The sequence below is a fragment of the Gemmatimonadales bacterium genome, assembly GCA_036265815.1.
In the GTDB taxonomy this organism is placed as follows: domain Bacteria; phylum Gemmatimonadota; class Gemmatimonadetes; order Gemmatimonadales; family GWC2-71-9; genus CAVVWJ01.
In genome coordinates, this window is the sequence record DATAOI010000005.1 from 124,620 (window position 1) to 139,648 (window position 15,029).

Consider the following 15,029-nt stretch of genomic DNA (forward strand, 5'->3'; position numbering starts at 1 on the left):
GCGTGGTGAAGTCGGCGCGCGATCGAGTGAGCGAGGAGTTCGTCGCGTGGGAGGCGATCGACCTGCGCCTGATCTTTCCGTCGCCTTACATGACGCCGGAAGCGCCGATGGGCGATCTGCGCGACCTGTTTGATCGGGTGGTGATCCGTGCCGGGTTCCCGAAGGCCCGCATTCAAGCTAGAATGGTGCGCGTGACCTGGGGCATGGGTCGGGGAAGATGCTGCGTCGGTGTACGGCCCGCTTGGTACACTCCGCCACCGGTCCGGGGTGGTCGAGTACCGCTTCAGCACTTCGAGCGGCGTAGGATTGGGGTGGTGACGAAGGCCGGCGAGGGCGTATCTGCACCATTATTCCGCACCATTGCAGTAGCGCCTGAGGCCGAAGCGGTAGAAGTTCACTCAGACAGTAACTTGGGGCGGTAGCTCAGCTGGGAGAGCACCTGCTTTGCAAGCAGGGGGTCGCCGGTTCGATCCCGGTCCGCTCCATTGACTTACGTGGGTGCCCGCTACGGTTGCTGCTACGCCTGCACACCATTCGCTGCAATCTCATAATCTCACTGACCACCCGATAAAGCACCGCGTTGTCCGGCTGCATATAGCACAGGAGCCGTGTGGCCGTTGAGGCTGGGGCCCAGACTCGTCCCTTCTCGTGGCGGCACTTTACTCGGCCAGCCCCGGGAAAGCGGACCCCATCGACCTTCAGGGGGAAGCGCCTGTGGGGGCTGCGGCCCTGTGTCTGGTTTTCCGGTTCTCCCCCCCCCGCAGTTCTCCATTGAGGACCCAAGCTCACCCGCACCGGAGAGACTGCCATGGCCCGCTGCGCCCAGATCCTTCCTTCTACCGGTCCCCACCGGACCAACCCGGAGGGTCTATGTGGTCCCGCAGATACCGGCCTGGCTGGTGGGTCGCCGCGGCGCTGTTCCTCGGAGGCTGCGCCGTCGTACCCAGAAGCCCAGAAACGCTGGTTGCGCCGATCCGAATTTCCGGCCGCAGCTACAACCACAGTGACGTGGACATGTACCTGACGTGCGGCGTCCGCGAAGGAAGACGGCTCGCTCCATCCCGAAGAAGGGAGAGGCGGCATTCGAGATTCCGCCTGAGGCGGCACGCTGCGCGTGCGGCGAGCGCTCCTTCCTCGCAGTGTCGGATCGCGCTGGGAGCTACTGGGCGCGTCCGGTTCGGTTTCAGGGCGGAGACCAGGTCGGCATGCCAGCAAGCGGGCCGCTTCGCTTTGCCTCCAATCGGCGGCCCTTGCCGGCTGCGCCTCCCACGCTGGCGCACCGTGAATGCACAGGTCATTTTTTCTTCCCACGACCAGATGCACCAGCCTATAGCCTGGCAGGAGCTTCCGTGAAGACCACATCCCGGTGTCTCCCATACCCCGATCGATGAATCCGGCCGCCGTCCTCACAGCCAGCCCGCCGACCGACTCCGCTCTTTCGACCCGCGCCAGGCTCGAGTCGATCGATGTCGTCCGGGGCGTGATCATGATCGTCATGGCGCTCGATCACACGCGGGATTTCTTCGGCATCCCCGGGCAGGACCCCGTGGATCTCACGACCGCCTCGGCCGCGCTGTTCCTCACCCGCTGGATCACCTTCTTCTGCGCGCCGGTGTTCTTCCTCCTGACCGGCACCGGGGCGTACCTCTCGCTCCGGCGCCGATCGCCCGGCGAGCTGTCGGGGTTTCTCTTCACCCGCGGGCTGTGGCTGATCTTCCTCGAGCTCGTGGTCATGCGGGCGGTGGGCTACCAGTTCAACCTCGATTATCGGGTGACGATGCTGCTCGTGCTCTGGGCGCTGGGCTGGGCCATGATCACGCTGTCGGCGCTGGTGCGCCTGCCGGCCCAGGTGGTCACTCTATTTGGCCTCGTGCTGATCGCGGGGCACAACCTGCTGGACCCGGTCCGGTCGGCGAATCCGCTGTGGGCCATCCTGCATGGCCCCGGTTTCGTGCTGAACACGCCGGAGCATGTGGTCTTCGCGACCTATCCCTTGATTCCCTGGATCGGCGTGACGGCCGTCGGCTACGGCCTGGGACAGGTCTATCGGTGGGACGGTCGTCGCCGGCGCGCATGGCTGGTGCGGGTGGGGCTGCTGGTGTCGGTCGCGTTGATCGTGGTGCGCGGGATCAACGCCTACGGCGACCCGTCGCCCTGGATGCAGATGCCGGCCACCGGGTTTACGGTGCTGTCCTTCCTCAATGTGACCAAGTATCCGCCGTCCCTGTCATTCCTGTTGATGACGCTGGGTCCGGCGCTGATCGCGCTCGGGCTCGTCGACCGAGGCACCCCCCGACTGCTTCGGCCGGCGCTCCTGATCGGGAAGGTGCCACTCTTCTATTACGTGCTGCACTTCGCGGCCATCCACCTGCTCGCCGTGGCCGTCTGTTACCTGCGCTACGGATCGGCGCATTGGATGTTCGAATCTCCCGACCTCGGGCATTACCCCTTCACCCCGCCGCCCGGCTGGGGGTACTCGCTGCCGGTGATCTACGCTATCTGGGTCGGCATCGTCATCCTGATGTATCCGCTCTGCGCGTGGTTCGCGGCGTTGAAGCAGCGCCGCCGCGAGGCTTGGCTGAGTTATCTCTGACGCGGCGAGAGCCGGGGTCCAAGCCGGGCGTCGCAGCAGTCGCTCCGTGGCGGGCTCCAACGCCGGGTAGGGATTGCAGCCACGTGTGACCAGGAAACGCTCGCGCGTCCACTCTGACGCCCGCGGCGCGGATTCCTCCCGCCGGCTCCACACCAGCGACGTCCTCACCAGTCCGGAGTCATCTCCATGGCCGTGAGCGTACTCTGCGCCCTCGCCACCCTTTCGACGCTGCAGGCCGGGCCGCCCGCCAAGCACGCCGCGACTCTTCCCGCCCGCCTGGACTCCCTGGTGCGCGCCTATGTGGCCAGGGGCGAGTTCAGCGGCGTCGTGCTCGTCGCCGCTCGTGGGGCCATCGTGTACCAGCACGCATTCGGCGAAGCCAATCGCGAGTGGCACGTTCCCAACACCATCGCGACCCGCTTCCGCATCGCCTCGACCACGAAGCAGTTCACGGCCGCCCTGGTGCTTCGCCTGGTGGAGTCAGGCAAGCTGCGGCTCGATGGGCACATCGTGGACTATCTGCCGGACTATCCCCGGCCGCAGGGAGAGCAAATCACGCTCGAGCACCTGCTGACCCATAGCTCCGGGCTGCCGGACTATCCCGGGCTGCCACGGTTCTACGAGGACCACGCCACACGTGCGCATACGACCCGCGAGCTCCTGGCGCTGTTCGACACGCTTCCGCTCGCGTTCCCACCCGGCTCGAAGTGGGAGTACTCCAATTCCGGCTACGTCGTGCTCGGCGCCATCATCGAGCGGGTGACGGACACGACCTACGCCGCAGCGCTGCGCCAGCACCTGCTGATCCCGCTCGGCCTCAACGATACCGGGTACGATGACCCCGCAGAGATCACCGAGCGGCGGGCCTCAGGGTACATCCGAACGGCCGACGGAGTCCGGAACGCCCCCTTCATCGATCCCTCGACGGTCTTCTCCGCCGGGATGCTCCGCTCGAGCGCCCACGACCTGCTGCGCTGGGCGGAGCTCCTGCGTGCGGGTCGGGTGTTCCGAGATACGGCAGATGCCGCCGCCATGGTCGCGCCGCACCTCCCGACCGGGCTGCCGCTCGGCGCATACGGCTACGGTGTCTTCATCGGCACCCAGTCCCTCGGGGGTCGCCCCACCACGGTCATCCAACACGGCGGCACGATCTATGGGTTCACCAGCGGATTCTGGCGCATGCCGTCCGAAGATTGCGTCGTGATCGTGCTGGACAACCACATGAGCCATCAGGTGCCGGCCTTGACGGCTGGTCTGGCCGACGTCCTGTACTCCACTCCGAGGGCAGGGAGTAGCCCCGGGGACGTTCCCCGGGGCCCTCCTGCGCATTAGCGCTATCGCATGCCTTTCCACGTCAGGTCCGAGTTGTTGCCACCGGTGCTCACCACGGTTTCGTCGTCGCCGGAGGCCGTCATGGTCCAGACGCTGAACTTGTTCCCGGCCTCCGGGCGGCGAGTGAAAGCGATGTACGCACCATCCGGCGACCACACGCCCGGGCCGGTGTGATCCGTCGCCGTGAGCTGGCTCAGGTTATTGCCGGTCGCTCCCATGGTATACAGCTGCCAGCTCCCCGAGCGGGGGCTCAGGAACAGGATCTTGCTGCCGTCGGGCGACCACACCGGCAGCTCGTCATCCGCCGGGTCGTTGGTGATGTTGGTGACGCTCCCGCCGTTGGTGTTCATGACGAAGATCTCATCGTCGGCACCCGGCCCCGTCGAGCGAGTGAACGCGATCTGACTTCCGTTCGGCGACCAGGCCGGCTTGGAGTCGCGCTCGCTGGCCGTGAGCTGGATACGGCCGGTGCCATCCGGCGCGATGCTGTGGATGCCGCGGTCCTCCGTCTGACTCACGCCGTCGCTGGTATTGCGGATATACACGATCCGGCTCCCGTCGGGGGACCATCCGGCATCGCCGTTGAACAGGCCATCCGCCGTCACGTTGACCAAACCGCTGCCGTCCGGGTGCACCCGCCAGACGTCGAGCCCCGAGGGTCCCTGTGACGGCCCCATCGAGAACAGGATGGTCGAGCCGTCGGGCGACCAGACGGGCTGCGCACTGGGCAGGAATCCCGCTGCGCCCGTGAGGTCCTGCAGTCCGGTGCCGTCGCCGTTCATGATGAAGAGATGGAAGCCCCGCAGGAAGGCGATCTTCTTGCCGTTGGGCGACCATGCCGGCCGGTAGTCCGACTCGCCAGGATTGCTGGTCAGGTTGACCTGGCCGGTCCCGTTGGCGTTCATCGCGTACACCTCGCCGTCGCCATCGCGGGTGGTGGTGAAGGCGAGCTTGCGGGACGGGACGGCGATGGACTTGGCCGCGATAGGAGCGCTCGGGTCGGTCGGCGTGTCGCCGTCGCAGGCGGCAAGGCCGAAGGCGGCGGTCGTGATCAGGAGCGTGGGGAGCAGGCTGTTCGAGTACCGCATTGAGAACCTCGTACGTTGATTGGCGAAAGCACGTCAGCCGGGGGTCGGTTGCTACCGCGACCAGTCTATGGCCGGGACTCACGCCAGAATCACCGGGGAATCACCTGACCTCCCGGTGTCACGTATCTTGAGTTGTCTCACTCGATTGCCCACCGGAAAATCACCCTCGCCCGCGGCCTCCAAGGCCACCGCGCCTCTTTCGCAATTCCGCGACCGCCATACATTGGAAGTCCCCCCGCGCCTCCTTCCGCAAGCGAGCTTGTCATGGCTTCCCCGATCGGTGAGTCCTCCGACCGCCCTTTGGTTCTTCTGGTTGACGATGAGCCCTCCGTCCGCCAGGTCATGGCCCGCACTCTCACCGACCGGGGCTACGACATCCGCACCGCGGCCGACGGCGAGAGCGCGATAACTATCCTGGAGGGTTTGAGGCGGCTGCCGGACATCGCGATCCTGGATCTCGAGATGGCCGGTGTGGGAGGGGAGGAGCTGGCGAGAACGCTGGCGCGACGCTATCCGGACGTGCTGGTGATCTTCATGACCGGCCATTTCCCGCGCTATCGGCCGGCCTATCTCCCCGGACCGATTCTGCAGAAGCCGTTCGGGGCGGACCAGCTCTGCGAGCTCGTCGGCAGCATGCTCGCCGCGGCCACCGGCGCCCGCTCACACGGGGACGGTGCGCTCACTCGCCACTCGGCCGAGCACGGCGCCGTCCGCACCTAGGCTCAACAGGTTTCGCACGGCGCTCCACATCGGGTCGAGGTCGCCGCGGCCCGCCACGTCGAACGCGCCCCGCTGAAGCGCGGCGTGGCGCACCGGAGGCGTGATGAAGGTCGCGTGCGGCAGGATCGGGGTCTGTGGGGCATGCTCGCCAATGGCCCGGAGCGCGCTCAGCGCCGACGCATTCCGCAGCCGGGTATCCAGCATCACCAGGTCGAACGGCCGAGCCTGCAAGAGACTCAACCCCGCCGTAAGGTCGCTGGCCTCGGTGACTTTGAACCGACCGCGACCCTTGAGCGCCAGGACCTCCTGGACCAGCTCACGGTCGAGCGCCTCGTCCTCGATGAGAAGAACCTCCGTGACCCGGTCCATGGTTACCGTCCCGAGGTGGTCTGGGAGGGCGGGACCTCGGGGCTGGACGTCGTCTCGCCTGCCGGTCCACTGGAGGCGCTCAGGGTGAGCGCGCCAAGGGTGAGCAGGAAGAGCCGCGGCGACTGCATGGAACGCTCCTTGGGATGGGCTGTCGTATCTCGATAAACGCCAGTCACATGCCAAGCCAGATCCGGCTCCGAGCAGCCATGCAACTGTTGGCAAGCCGTTGCCAGGGGCCGGGCTGCGCCCGCACTTGCGCACAAGGCCACGGCCCCATCTGTGGCTTGCTTCCCACACAAAAACCATCCACCGACGGCCTCGTCAGGTTGGACGTTGCCGCCGGTGGATGGGGGGAGGCCGCCGGGTAGCAGCTCCCGGCGTGCAACTCAGGTCGTCAGCACGTTCCCGTAGCGGACGTAGTCATCCAGGATGCGCCCGGTGCCGCGGACGACGGAGGTCAATGGGTCGTCGTCGACCCGCACCGGCAGCCCGGTCTCGTCCATCAGCAGCTGATCCAGTCCTCGGATGAGGGAGCCCCCGCCGGTGAGCACGATGCCGTGCTCCAGGATGTCGCTGGCGAGCTCCGGCGGGGTCATCTCCAGCGCCCGGCGTACGGCATTGACGATCCGTGAGATCGGCTCCTGGATAGCGTCGCGGACCCCGCCCGAGTCGACCCGCACTGTCTTGGGAAGCCCGGACACCAGGTCCCGACCCTTCACGTCCATCTCTTCCTCGGGCTCGAGTGGCACCGCCGACCCCAGCCGGATCTTCACCCGCTCCGCCGTCGGATCCCCGATCAGCAGGCTGTAGGTCTTCCGCATGAACTGGACGATGGACTGATCCAACTCGTCACCGCCGGTCCGAATCGAGGCGTCACACACGATCCCGGAGAGCGCGATCACCGCGACGTTGGTGGTCCCGCCGCCGATGTCGACCACCATGCTACCCACCGGCGTCTCCACCGGCAGACCCACGCCGATCGCGGCCGCCATCGGCTCCGCGACCATCAGCAGCCGCTTGACCCCGGCCGAGCGGGCCGAGTCCCGGACCGCGCGGCGCTCGACCTCGGTGATCCCGGAGGGGACGCACACGATCACGGTCGGCTTGACCTTGATGATGGTGCGGTCGATGATCAGCCGCAGGAAGTGACGGAGCATCTTCTCCGCCACCTCGAAGTTCGCGATGACCCCGTCCTTCATCGGCCGGACCGCCAGGATGCCGTCCGGTGTCCGTCCCAGCATCCGCTTGGCCTCGAGGCCGATGCCCAGGATATTCCCGGTGGCCTGGTCGACCGCCGCCACCGAGGGCTCGTTCAGCACCACGCCCTCGCCCTTCACCAGCACCAGGGTGTTGGCCGTGCCGAGATCGACGGCGAGCTCGGAGGCCGGACGCCACAGCTTGCGCTTGGGGAGTTGCCGCCGCCGCTCCTGGCCCTCCTGGGCCCCGGCGACGCTGGAGACGACGGGTTCGATGGCGACGGTCACGGGCTCGGATTCCTTCGGCTCACAGGTCGGACCTTGCAGATAACCTGCACGGCTTGCGTTTCACCCGGGCAACGCGTACTCGGATTACGGGCTTCGGATGTCGAGTTGTGCTTCTGCGAGGAAGGGCGGGCGCCTCACCTCAAGACACACGATCTCTCGAGGTTATCGGTGCAAAATGTGATCCAGATCGGGCAGCCGACCCGGGCGGCTCGTTGACCCCTCTCGGGGCCAGATTCATATTTCGCGGCTTGAGACGGACAGGTCATTGGGATCCTGCGGTTTTTTCCTGAGGAGTCGGTCATGGCATTCTCCCTTCCCCCCCTCCCGTACGACTACAAGGCGCTCGAGCCGCATATCGATGAACAGACGATGCGGATCCATCACGACAAGCACCACGCCACGTATGTCAACAACCTGAATGCGGCGCTGGAGCCGCATCCGGATCTGCAGAAGAAGTCGGTCGAGGAGCTGGTCGGTAACCTCGACGCCGTGCCGGAGGCCATCCGGACGCCGGTCCGCAACAACGCCGGCGGCCACGTCAACCACACCTTCTTCTGGGAGATCATGACGCCCGGCGGTGCCAAGGAGCCGGCCGGCGCGCTCGCCGACGCCATCCAGAAGACCTTCGGCGGGCTGGCCCAGTTCAAGGAGCAGTTCGCCAAGGCCTGCGCCGGGCGGTTCGGCAGCGGCTGGGGCTGGCTCACCCTCGACCGGACTGGCACCCTGGCCATCGAGAGCACCCCCAACCAGGACAGCCCGCTCATGAGCGGCAAGATCCCCGTCCTCGGCTGCGATGTCTGGGAGCACGCCTATTACCTCAAATACCAGAACCGCCGCCCCGACTACGTCACCGCCTGGTGGAACGTGGTGAACTGGACCGAGGTGGGGAAGCGCTACGAACAGGTGGCCAGACGGTACGAGAAGGTAGCGCGCTGAGGTGGGGGCGCTCCCGGCGGTCGGGTCGCTCGCGCCTGATTTCACCCTTCCGTCCACCTCGGGCGCCGAGGTGACGTTGTCCAAGCTACGGGGGAAGAACGTGCTCCTGGCGTTCTTCCCCCTCGCTTTCACCCGGGTGTGTACCCAGGAGATGGATGCCTTCACCGAGGACTACGACCAGTTCCGGAGCGCGGGCACCGAGGTGCTGCCGATCAGCGTCGACTCGGTGCCGACCCTCAAGGAGTTCAAGGCCAAGGAGCGGATCGGCATCGATCTGCTGAGCGATTTCAAGCGGGACGTGAGCCGGGCGTACGGCACGCTCCTGGAGGACAAGTTCTTCTCCAACCGCGCCTACGTCCTGGTGGACGCATTCGGCAAGGTCCGCTGGACCTTCGCCGAGGACTCGACCGGCACCCGGCGCGAGAACGCGGAGCTGCTTCAGCAGCTCCGCGCCCTACAATCATAGTCCTGACCGTCAGCTCGCCATCCAAGGATCCCGATGAGCCGTCTGCACAGCGCGGCGCTCTATCTTGGCCTGCTCGCCATCGCCGGGTGCCGCATCGAGGACCACACCCCGACCGGTAGTAGACGGGACGAGGAGGCGGTTCAGTCGCTGGTCGCGGGCTACGCCCGGAGCTTCTCGGAGCGGGACTGGAGCGGCGCACGGGCACTCTTCTGGCCCGACGCCAGCTACTCCGGCCCGCTGCTGCCGATCACTGCCGGCGCGCACCAGGCCGTGCCGATCGACTTCGCGCTGAGCGCGATCGCCCGGCGCCTCGAGGGGCTGGGTCTGCAGCGCTTCGATCTGCGGGTGCTCCGCGCCGACTTCCGTCAGGAGGGGGAGCTCGCGGGAGTCTGGATGACCACCCGGCGACGGCTGCCCGTGGCCGGGGACGTTGTGGAGGGAGATTGGATCGAGCACCTGGTCCTCCGGCGCATCGATGGGCAATGGCGGATCCTGAGCGTCACCGCTATCGCCGCCCCCCGGGGAGGCCCCCGTGAGCGGCGCTGAGCCTGGCTCGCTCGCCCTGCTGGGGTCGATCGCCAAACTGCTCAACGCCGGCCTCGGGATCGAGCCGACCCTCGCCGCCGTCACCGAGGCGCTCCGGGCGGGGCTGCCGGCGGAACACGTGACCATCTGGTTTCGGGAGCCGAGCGCGACAGCATTCCGGGCCGTGGCCGCTCCCGCGTCGGCCGGCGGGCAGACGTGGCTCGGCTCGCTCGACGCGGTGCCGCACGAGCCGTCGCTTCACCGGCTGTCACTGGAGCAGGAGGGGACCCGGCTGGGGCTCCTCACCGCCCGCCTCCGGGACGATGACGCCGGGCTCGACGTGCTGCGGATCGTGGCCGACTTCCTGACGCCCTACGTCGCCTCGGCGGAGCTCTCCACCGATCTGGCCGGCGAGGTGGCGGCGCAATCCCGCGAGATCGAGGAGCATCGCCGGTTCACCAGCCTCATCATCGACACCCTGCCGCTGGGCCTCTACGTGGTCGACCGCGAGTACCGGATCCAGACCTGGAATCGCAAGCGGGAGACCGGCACCCAGGGGCTCCGCCGGGAGGTCGTGGTCGGCCGCCGGATCTTCGACGTGCTCACCCGGCAGGATCCCGAGCGGCTGCGCTCCGAGCTGGACCGGGTCTTCCAGACCGGCGAGATCCAGCAGATCACGCTGGAGGTCCCCCAGGGCCGGGAAAGCCGGTTCTACCGGCTGAGCAAGATCCCGATGCGGCTGGACAGCGACGAGATCACCCACGTGATCACCATCGGCGAGGACGTGACCGACTGGCACGGGATTCAAGCCCGCATCATGCAGAGCGAGAAGCTCGCCGCCATCGGCCAGCTCGCCGCCGGGGTCATGCACGAGATCAACAACCCGCTGGCCACCATCAGCGCCTGCGTTGCCGCCATCCAGGGACGGCTTGAGCCGGCCCGCTCGCCGGTCGCGACCGCCGTGGCCGAGTACCTCGAGATCATCGATAAGGAGGTCGAGCGCTGCAGCGGGATCGTGGACGGCCTGCTCGACTTCAGTCGGCCCAAGAGCAAGGCCAAGACCGCCGTGTCGCTCAACGGGCTGGCGGCGGATGCGCTCTCCCTGCTCAAGCACCACCAGCGGTTCAAGCGCTTCCAGATCGTGGAGCAGCTCGATCCGGAGCTCCCGCCCGTGCTGGGGAACGCCGAGCAGCTGACCCAGGTGCTCATGGCGCTGCTGCTCAACGCGATGGACGCGATGGAGCAGGGCGGGCAGCTCACCCTTCGGACCAGCCGCGACCGGTTCCGCGCCGAGGAGGTGGTGCTGGAGGTACAGGACACCGGCGTCGGAATTCCTCGCGAGGAGCAGAGCAAGATCTTCGAGCCGTTCTACACCACCAAGCCGCCCGGCCGCGGCACCGGTCTGGGACTCTCGATCAGTTACGGCATCGTGGAGGACCATCGGGGCCGGATCGAGGTCGACAGCGCGCCCGGCGGGGGCGCCACGTTCCGGGTACGCCTGCCGGCGGCAGCGGCATGAAGATCCTGGTGATCGAGGACGACCGCACGGTGGGCCAGTACGTGAAGCGGGGCCTGGACGAGCAGCGCTACCATGCCGACCTGGTGGATGACGGGATGGAGGGACTGCGGCTGGCCTCGGGCGGCCGGTACGATCTGATCGTGCTCGACCTCCGGCTGCCGGGGATGAGCGGGCTCGAGGTACTCCGCACGCTGCGAGACCGGGGGACCACCACGCCCATCCTCGTGCTCACGGCGCAGGACGCGGTCGACTTCAAGGTGCAGGCGCTCCGGGCGGGGGCCGACGACTACGTGACCAAGCCGTTCGCCTTCGAGGAGCTGTTGGCCCGGGTCGAAGCGCTGGGCCGGCGTCCCAAAGAAATCCGCGACCCGCTGCTAAGGGTGGGCGACCTCGAGCTCGACAACGCCACCCGCGAGGTGCGCCGGGCCGGGGCGACCATCGATCTCACGCCCAAGGAGTACACCGTGCTGGAGTACCTCATGCGGCACGCGGGCCGGGTCATGTCCCGAACCCTCATCACCGAGTACGCCTGGGACTATCACTTCGACCCCGGCACCAACATCGTCGACGTGGTGATCAACCGGCTGCGGAAGAAGGTCGACTCGGGACAGGCCCACAAGCTGGTCCACACGGTGCGCGGCGTGGGGTACGTCGTCAAAGCGTAACATGACCACCATCCGCAGCCGGCTCACGATCTGGTACACCGTGGCGCTCGGCGTGACCGTCGTCGCATTCGGCACCCTGCTGTACCTCGAGCGGCGGCAATCCAGCCTGCGGGAACTCGATCAGCGGCTCGGCCTGGAGGCGGATCTGGCCAACCGCTGGCTCAGCGAGTCCTACAACGTGCTGGGCCGGATCGTCACCACCGCGGGCACCAGCCCCGCGCTGGATCCGGGCATCAGCGCCTATCTGGAGGCGGCCCGGGATTACCTCGTCGTCACCGACACCGGCGGGAAAGTCCTGGCGCTCTCTGAGGCGGCCCGAAACCTCAACGCCGACGTGCTTCAGCGGCTCACCACAGAGCTCCACACCGTCCGTCTCGCAAAACATTCCGGCACGCTGGACTCCGGTGCTCCGGAAGGCTCCATGCGCTTCCTCGCCATGCGAGTGGAGGCGGCCGGGCCGGAGATTGGCGGCCTGCTGGTCGCTACTGGCACTCGCGAAGTCGGGTTCGGGCCCGCGCAGCTGCTCCGCTCCATGCTCCTCATCGCCCCAGTGATCCTGATCGGCGCCGCGCTGGTCGGCTACTGGCTGGCCGGGACGACGCTCCGGCCGGTGCAGGGGATCATGGACGAGGTGGAGGCGATCAGCGACGGCCGAAGCCTGCACCGGCGGCTGGCGGTGCCCCGCTCGGGGGACGAGATGGCCCGTCTGGCGGTGACGGTGAACGGCATGCTGGCCCGGCTGGAGAAGAGCTTCGCCAGCCTGCATCGGTTCACCGCCGACGCGAGCCACGAGCTCAAGACGCCGCTCATGGTGCTGCGGGCCGGGGTCGAGCGCGCCCTGGTGCACCCGGGCACGCCGGGGGAGATCCTCCAGTCGCTCGACGAAACGCTGGCCCAGATCAATCAGATGACTGAGATGGTCGAAAGCCTGCTCACCCTGGCCCGAGCGGACGAGGGGCGGGCGCCGCTGGCGGTCGAGGAGTCGGACCTCCGCGACCTGCTGAGCGACGTGACCGAGACGGCGGGCATGCTGGGAGAGAGCACGGGAATCAGTGTCTCCAGCGAGATGCCCGGGCAGCCGGTGCGGCTGGCGGTGGACCGTCACCGGATCCAGGAGATGCTGCTCAACCTGGTCACCAATGCCATCAAGTACACCCCGGCGGGCGGCAAGGTGGCGCTGAGCCTGGAGGATCAGGACGGCGTGGTGAGCTTCACGGTCCAGGATTCCGGCATCGGCATCGCGCCCGGCGACCTGCCCCACATCTTCGACCGCTTCTGGCGAGCCGATCCCGCCCGCTCCCGGAGCGGCCAGCATCCCGGTACCGGGCTGGGACTCGCGATTACCAAGTGGATCGCCGAGGCGCACGGGGGCTCGATCACGGTGCAGAGCCGGCCGGGGCGGGGAACCCGCTTCACCGTCAGCTTGCCCAGGGTGGTGGGGAGCGCTGTGTGATCGGAATCACAGGCGGACTGGCGTCCACGGGGTTTTCGTATGAACCGCGAACAGCTGCCCAAGAGCCGCTCGCGATTCCAAGTGGGACGAGCAGCCCCGGGGTCACAGTCTGGTAATGTGACTGTCATCGAATTGTCATTCGGGGGCAAAGACAGGTCTATCGAGCAGGTGATACTTTAGCGACACGATCACCCTCCCCCGGAGGTAGTTGCGTGTTCGAGAACCTGATCGAATCAAAACCGAAGGCGAGCCGTAGCGTGGGGCAGACCGCCCTATCGGTCGTGGTGCATGGCGCGCTCATCTTCGGCGCAGTAGAGGCCACCAAAGGCGTGGCCGAGACGATGAAGAATCGTCCTGTCGACACCACGATGGTCTTCCTCAAGCCACCTCCGCCACCGCCGCCCCCACCTGACCAGCCGCCACCCGACGTGATCGTGTCGGCCAACCCGCCGCCAAAGGGATTCCAGACGGTGGTGGCCCCCACCGACATCCCCAAGGACATTCCGCCCGTCGACCTGAACGAGAAGCCCTTCGATCCGAAGGACTTCACCGGAAAGGGCGTGGAGGGCGGGATCGCGGCCGGCGTCGTGGGCGGGACCGGCCCCGTCACTGGCGAGGTGTTCCTGGAGGCGCAGCTGGACGATCCGGTCCAGCCGATCTCCATCCCCACGCCCCGTTATCCGCCGGTGCTGCAGAGCGCGGGGATCGCGGGGTCGGTGGATCTGCAGTACGTGGTCGATACCACCGGACACGCCGAGCCGAATTCGTTCAAGGTGCTCAAGACGACGCACCCGGCCTTCGTCGATCCCGCCGAAGAGGCCATCCGGAAAGGCGTGTTCAAGCCGGCCAAGTTCAAAGGGCAGCCAGTCCGTCAGTTGGTGCAGCAGCGAATCACGTTCAAGAACGGCCAGTAAGACTTCTCCCGCCGGACCACGCACGGTCCGGCCAGGCGCTCTCCCAGGAGGCATCGCAACATGAGTCTAGACCTTTTCAACCTCTGGGCGCAGATGGGCAACTTCGCCAAGGGGATCGTCGTCGTCATGGCGATCATGTCCATCTACTCCCTCACGATCGTCTTCACCAAGCTGATCCAGCTGAAGCGGAGCGAGTCGGAGACGCGCAAGTTCGCTCCCCAGTTCTCCCGGGCCATCCAGGAAGAGAACCTGGACCAGGCCATCACCCTGGCCGAGAAGAACAAGAAGAGCCACGTCTCCCGGGTGCTCGGTGAAGCGCTGGCCGAGGTGAAGCCGCTGCTGCGCGACCGTGCCACCATCACCGCGGCCGACATCAACTCGGCCGAGCGGGCGGTGGAGCGGCAGATGCTGATCGTGCTGGCCGAGTTCAAGCGGGGCCTGGGCGTGCTCGGCACGGTCGGCTCCACGGCGCCGTTCGTCGGCCTCCTGGGCACCACGATGGGTATCGTGAACGCGTTCGTGGGCATGGCGGCACAGGGCGCCTCCGGCGGCCTCGCGGGCATCTCGGCCGGTATCGCCGAGGCGCTGATCACCACCGCCTTCGGCCTCATGGTCGCGATCCCGGCGGTGTGGGCCTACAACTATTTCACCACCAAGATCGAGAACCTCACCGTCGAGATGACCTATACCTCGAAGGAATTGATCGACTACCTGATCAAGAGCGTGGGGAGCGAGTTCGGGCGTTCGATCTTCACCAAGGAATTCCAGGCCCAGAAGGCGGTGACCGGCAGTGGCCATATCCACGGGTAGCGCCGGAGTCGGCGCCGTCAAGGCGGACATCAACGTGACGCCGATGATCGACGTCATGCTGGTGCTGCTGATCATCTTCATGATCGTGACGCCGCTGATCGCCGCCGGGTTCAAGGCGACCCTGCCCAAGGGCAAGAACCTCGACCCGCGGCCCG

At 67.0% G+C, this 15,029-nt stretch carries 16 protein-coding genes and 1 tRNA gene; 13 read left to right on the forward strand and 4 right to left on the reverse strand.

The features are described from left to right. The first annotated feature begins 2 nt into the window (after nucleotides 1–2). From VHR41_01075 to VHR41_01090, 4 genes are all read left to right on the forward strand, one after another. On the forward strand, nucleotides 3–422 hold the full coding sequence (locus tag VHR41_01075; protein ID HEX3232757.1) for a hypothetical protein: 420 nt from the start codon (nucleotides 3–5) through the stop codon (nucleotides 420–422). After that, nucleotides 413–485: transfer RNA gene (locus VHR41_01080), tRNA-Ala, on the forward strand. Before VHR41_01075 ends, VHR41_01080 begins: the two co-directional genes overlap by 10 nt. A gap of 902 nt (nucleotides 486–1,387) precedes the next feature. After that, a complete protein-coding gene (locus tag VHR41_01085; GenBank protein HEX3232758.1) occupies nucleotides 1,388–2,593 on the forward strand; it encodes a heparan-alpha-glucosaminide N-acetyltransferase domain-containing protein in 1,206 nt (401 codons plus the stop codon). Nucleotides 2,594–2,779: 186 nt separating this feature from the next. Further along, on the forward strand, nucleotides 2,780–3,925 hold the full coding sequence (locus VHR41_01090; protein HEX3232759.1) for a serine hydrolase domain-containing protein: 1,146 nt from the start codon (nucleotides 2,780–2,782) through the stop codon (nucleotides 3,923–3,925). Between the two features lie 2 nt (nucleotides 3,926–3,927). Here VHR41_01090 and VHR41_01095 read toward each other — a convergent pair whose 3' ends face one another. Then, nucleotides 3,928–5,013 carry a hypothetical protein gene (locus tag VHR41_01095; protein ID HEX3232760.1) on the reverse strand — a complete coding sequence of 362 codons (1,086 nt, stop codon included), beginning with the start codon at nucleotides 5,011–5,013 and terminating at the stop codon, nucleotides 3,928–3,930. 264 nt (nucleotides 5,014–5,277) lie between these two features. Between VHR41_01095 and VHR41_01100 the strand changes: the two genes are divergently transcribed. Next, nucleotides 5,278–5,733, forward strand: coding sequence for a response regulator (locus VHR41_01100; GenBank protein HEX3232761.1), 456 nt, complete (start codon nucleotides 5,278–5,280; stop codon nucleotides 5,731–5,733). Here VHR41_01100 and VHR41_01105 read toward each other — a convergent pair. The 3 genes from VHR41_01105 to VHR41_01115 form a co-directional block, all read right to left on the reverse strand. Further along, nucleotides 5,674–6,102 (reverse strand): response regulator, encoded by a 429-nt coding sequence (locus VHR41_01105; protein ID HEX3232762.1) that lies wholly within the window; start codon nucleotides 6,100–6,102, stop codon nucleotides 5,674–5,676. The genes VHR41_01100 and VHR41_01105 overlap by 60 nt on opposite strands. 2 nt (nucleotides 6,103–6,104) lie before the next feature. After that, nucleotides 6,105–6,230, reverse strand: coding sequence for a hypothetical protein (locus VHR41_01110; GenBank protein ID HEX3232763.1), 126 nt, complete (start codon nucleotides 6,228–6,230; stop codon nucleotides 6,105–6,107). A 258-nt stretch (nucleotides 6,231–6,488) separates the two neighbouring features. Further along, nucleotides 6,489–7,499 (reverse strand): rod shape-determining protein, encoded by a 1,011-nt coding sequence (locus VHR41_01115; GenBank protein HEX3232764.1) that lies wholly within the window; start codon nucleotides 7,497–7,499, stop codon nucleotides 6,489–6,491. A gap of 387 nt (nucleotides 7,500–7,886) precedes the next feature. Between VHR41_01115 and VHR41_01120 the strand changes: the two genes are divergently transcribed. From VHR41_01120 to VHR41_01155, 8 genes are all read left to right on the forward strand, one after another. Beyond that, complete coding sequence (locus VHR41_01120) at nucleotides 7,887–8,522, forward strand: superoxide dismutase (protein ID HEX3232765.1); 636 nt, start codon at nucleotides 7,887–7,889, stop codon at nucleotides 8,520–8,522. 1 nt (nucleotide 8,523) lies between these two features. Continuing rightward, nucleotides 8,524–8,988, forward strand: a complete 465-nt coding sequence (locus VHR41_01125) for a redoxin domain-containing protein (protein HEX3232766.1) — start codon at nucleotides 8,524–8,526, stop codon at nucleotides 8,986–8,988. Nucleotides 8,989–9,021: 33 nt separating this feature from the next. Next, entirely contained in the window at nucleotides 9,022–9,534 is a 513-nt protein-coding gene (locus tag VHR41_01130; GenBank protein ID HEX3232767.1) for a nuclear transport factor 2 family protein, read from the forward strand. Continuing rightward, nucleotides 9,521–11,032 carry an ATP-binding protein gene (locus tag VHR41_01135; protein ID HEX3232768.1) on the forward strand — a complete coding sequence of 504 codons (1,512 nt, stop codon included), beginning with the start codon at nucleotides 9,521–9,523 and terminating at the stop codon, nucleotides 11,030–11,032. Before VHR41_01130 ends, VHR41_01135 begins: the two co-directional genes overlap by 14 nt. Then, nucleotides 11,029–11,697: a response regulator transcription factor gene (locus VHR41_01140; GenBank protein ID HEX3232769.1), complete on the forward strand. Its 669-nt coding sequence runs from the start codon at nucleotides 11,029–11,031 to the stop codon at nucleotides 11,695–11,697. The genes VHR41_01135 and VHR41_01140 overlap by 4 nt, the downstream gene beginning before the upstream one ends. Before the next feature lies 1 nt (nucleotide 11,698). Beyond that, nucleotides 11,699–13,150, forward strand: coding sequence for an ATP-binding protein (locus tag VHR41_01145; protein ID HEX3232770.1), 1,452 nt, complete (start codon nucleotides 11,699–11,701; stop codon nucleotides 13,148–13,150). Nucleotides 13,151–13,407: 257 nt separating this feature from the next. After that, complete coding sequence (locus tag VHR41_01150; GenBank protein HEX3232771.1) at nucleotides 13,408–14,064, forward strand: energy transducer TonB; 657 nt, start codon at nucleotides 13,408–13,410, stop codon at nucleotides 14,062–14,064. Between the two features lie 60 nt (nucleotides 14,065–14,124). Continuing rightward, nucleotides 14,125–14,874 carry a MotA/TolQ/ExbB proton channel family protein gene (locus VHR41_01155; GenBank protein HEX3232772.1) on the forward strand — a complete coding sequence of 250 codons (750 nt, stop codon included), beginning with the start codon at nucleotides 14,125–14,127 and terminating at the stop codon, nucleotides 14,872–14,874. Nucleotides 14,875–15,029 lie beyond the last annotated feature (155 nt).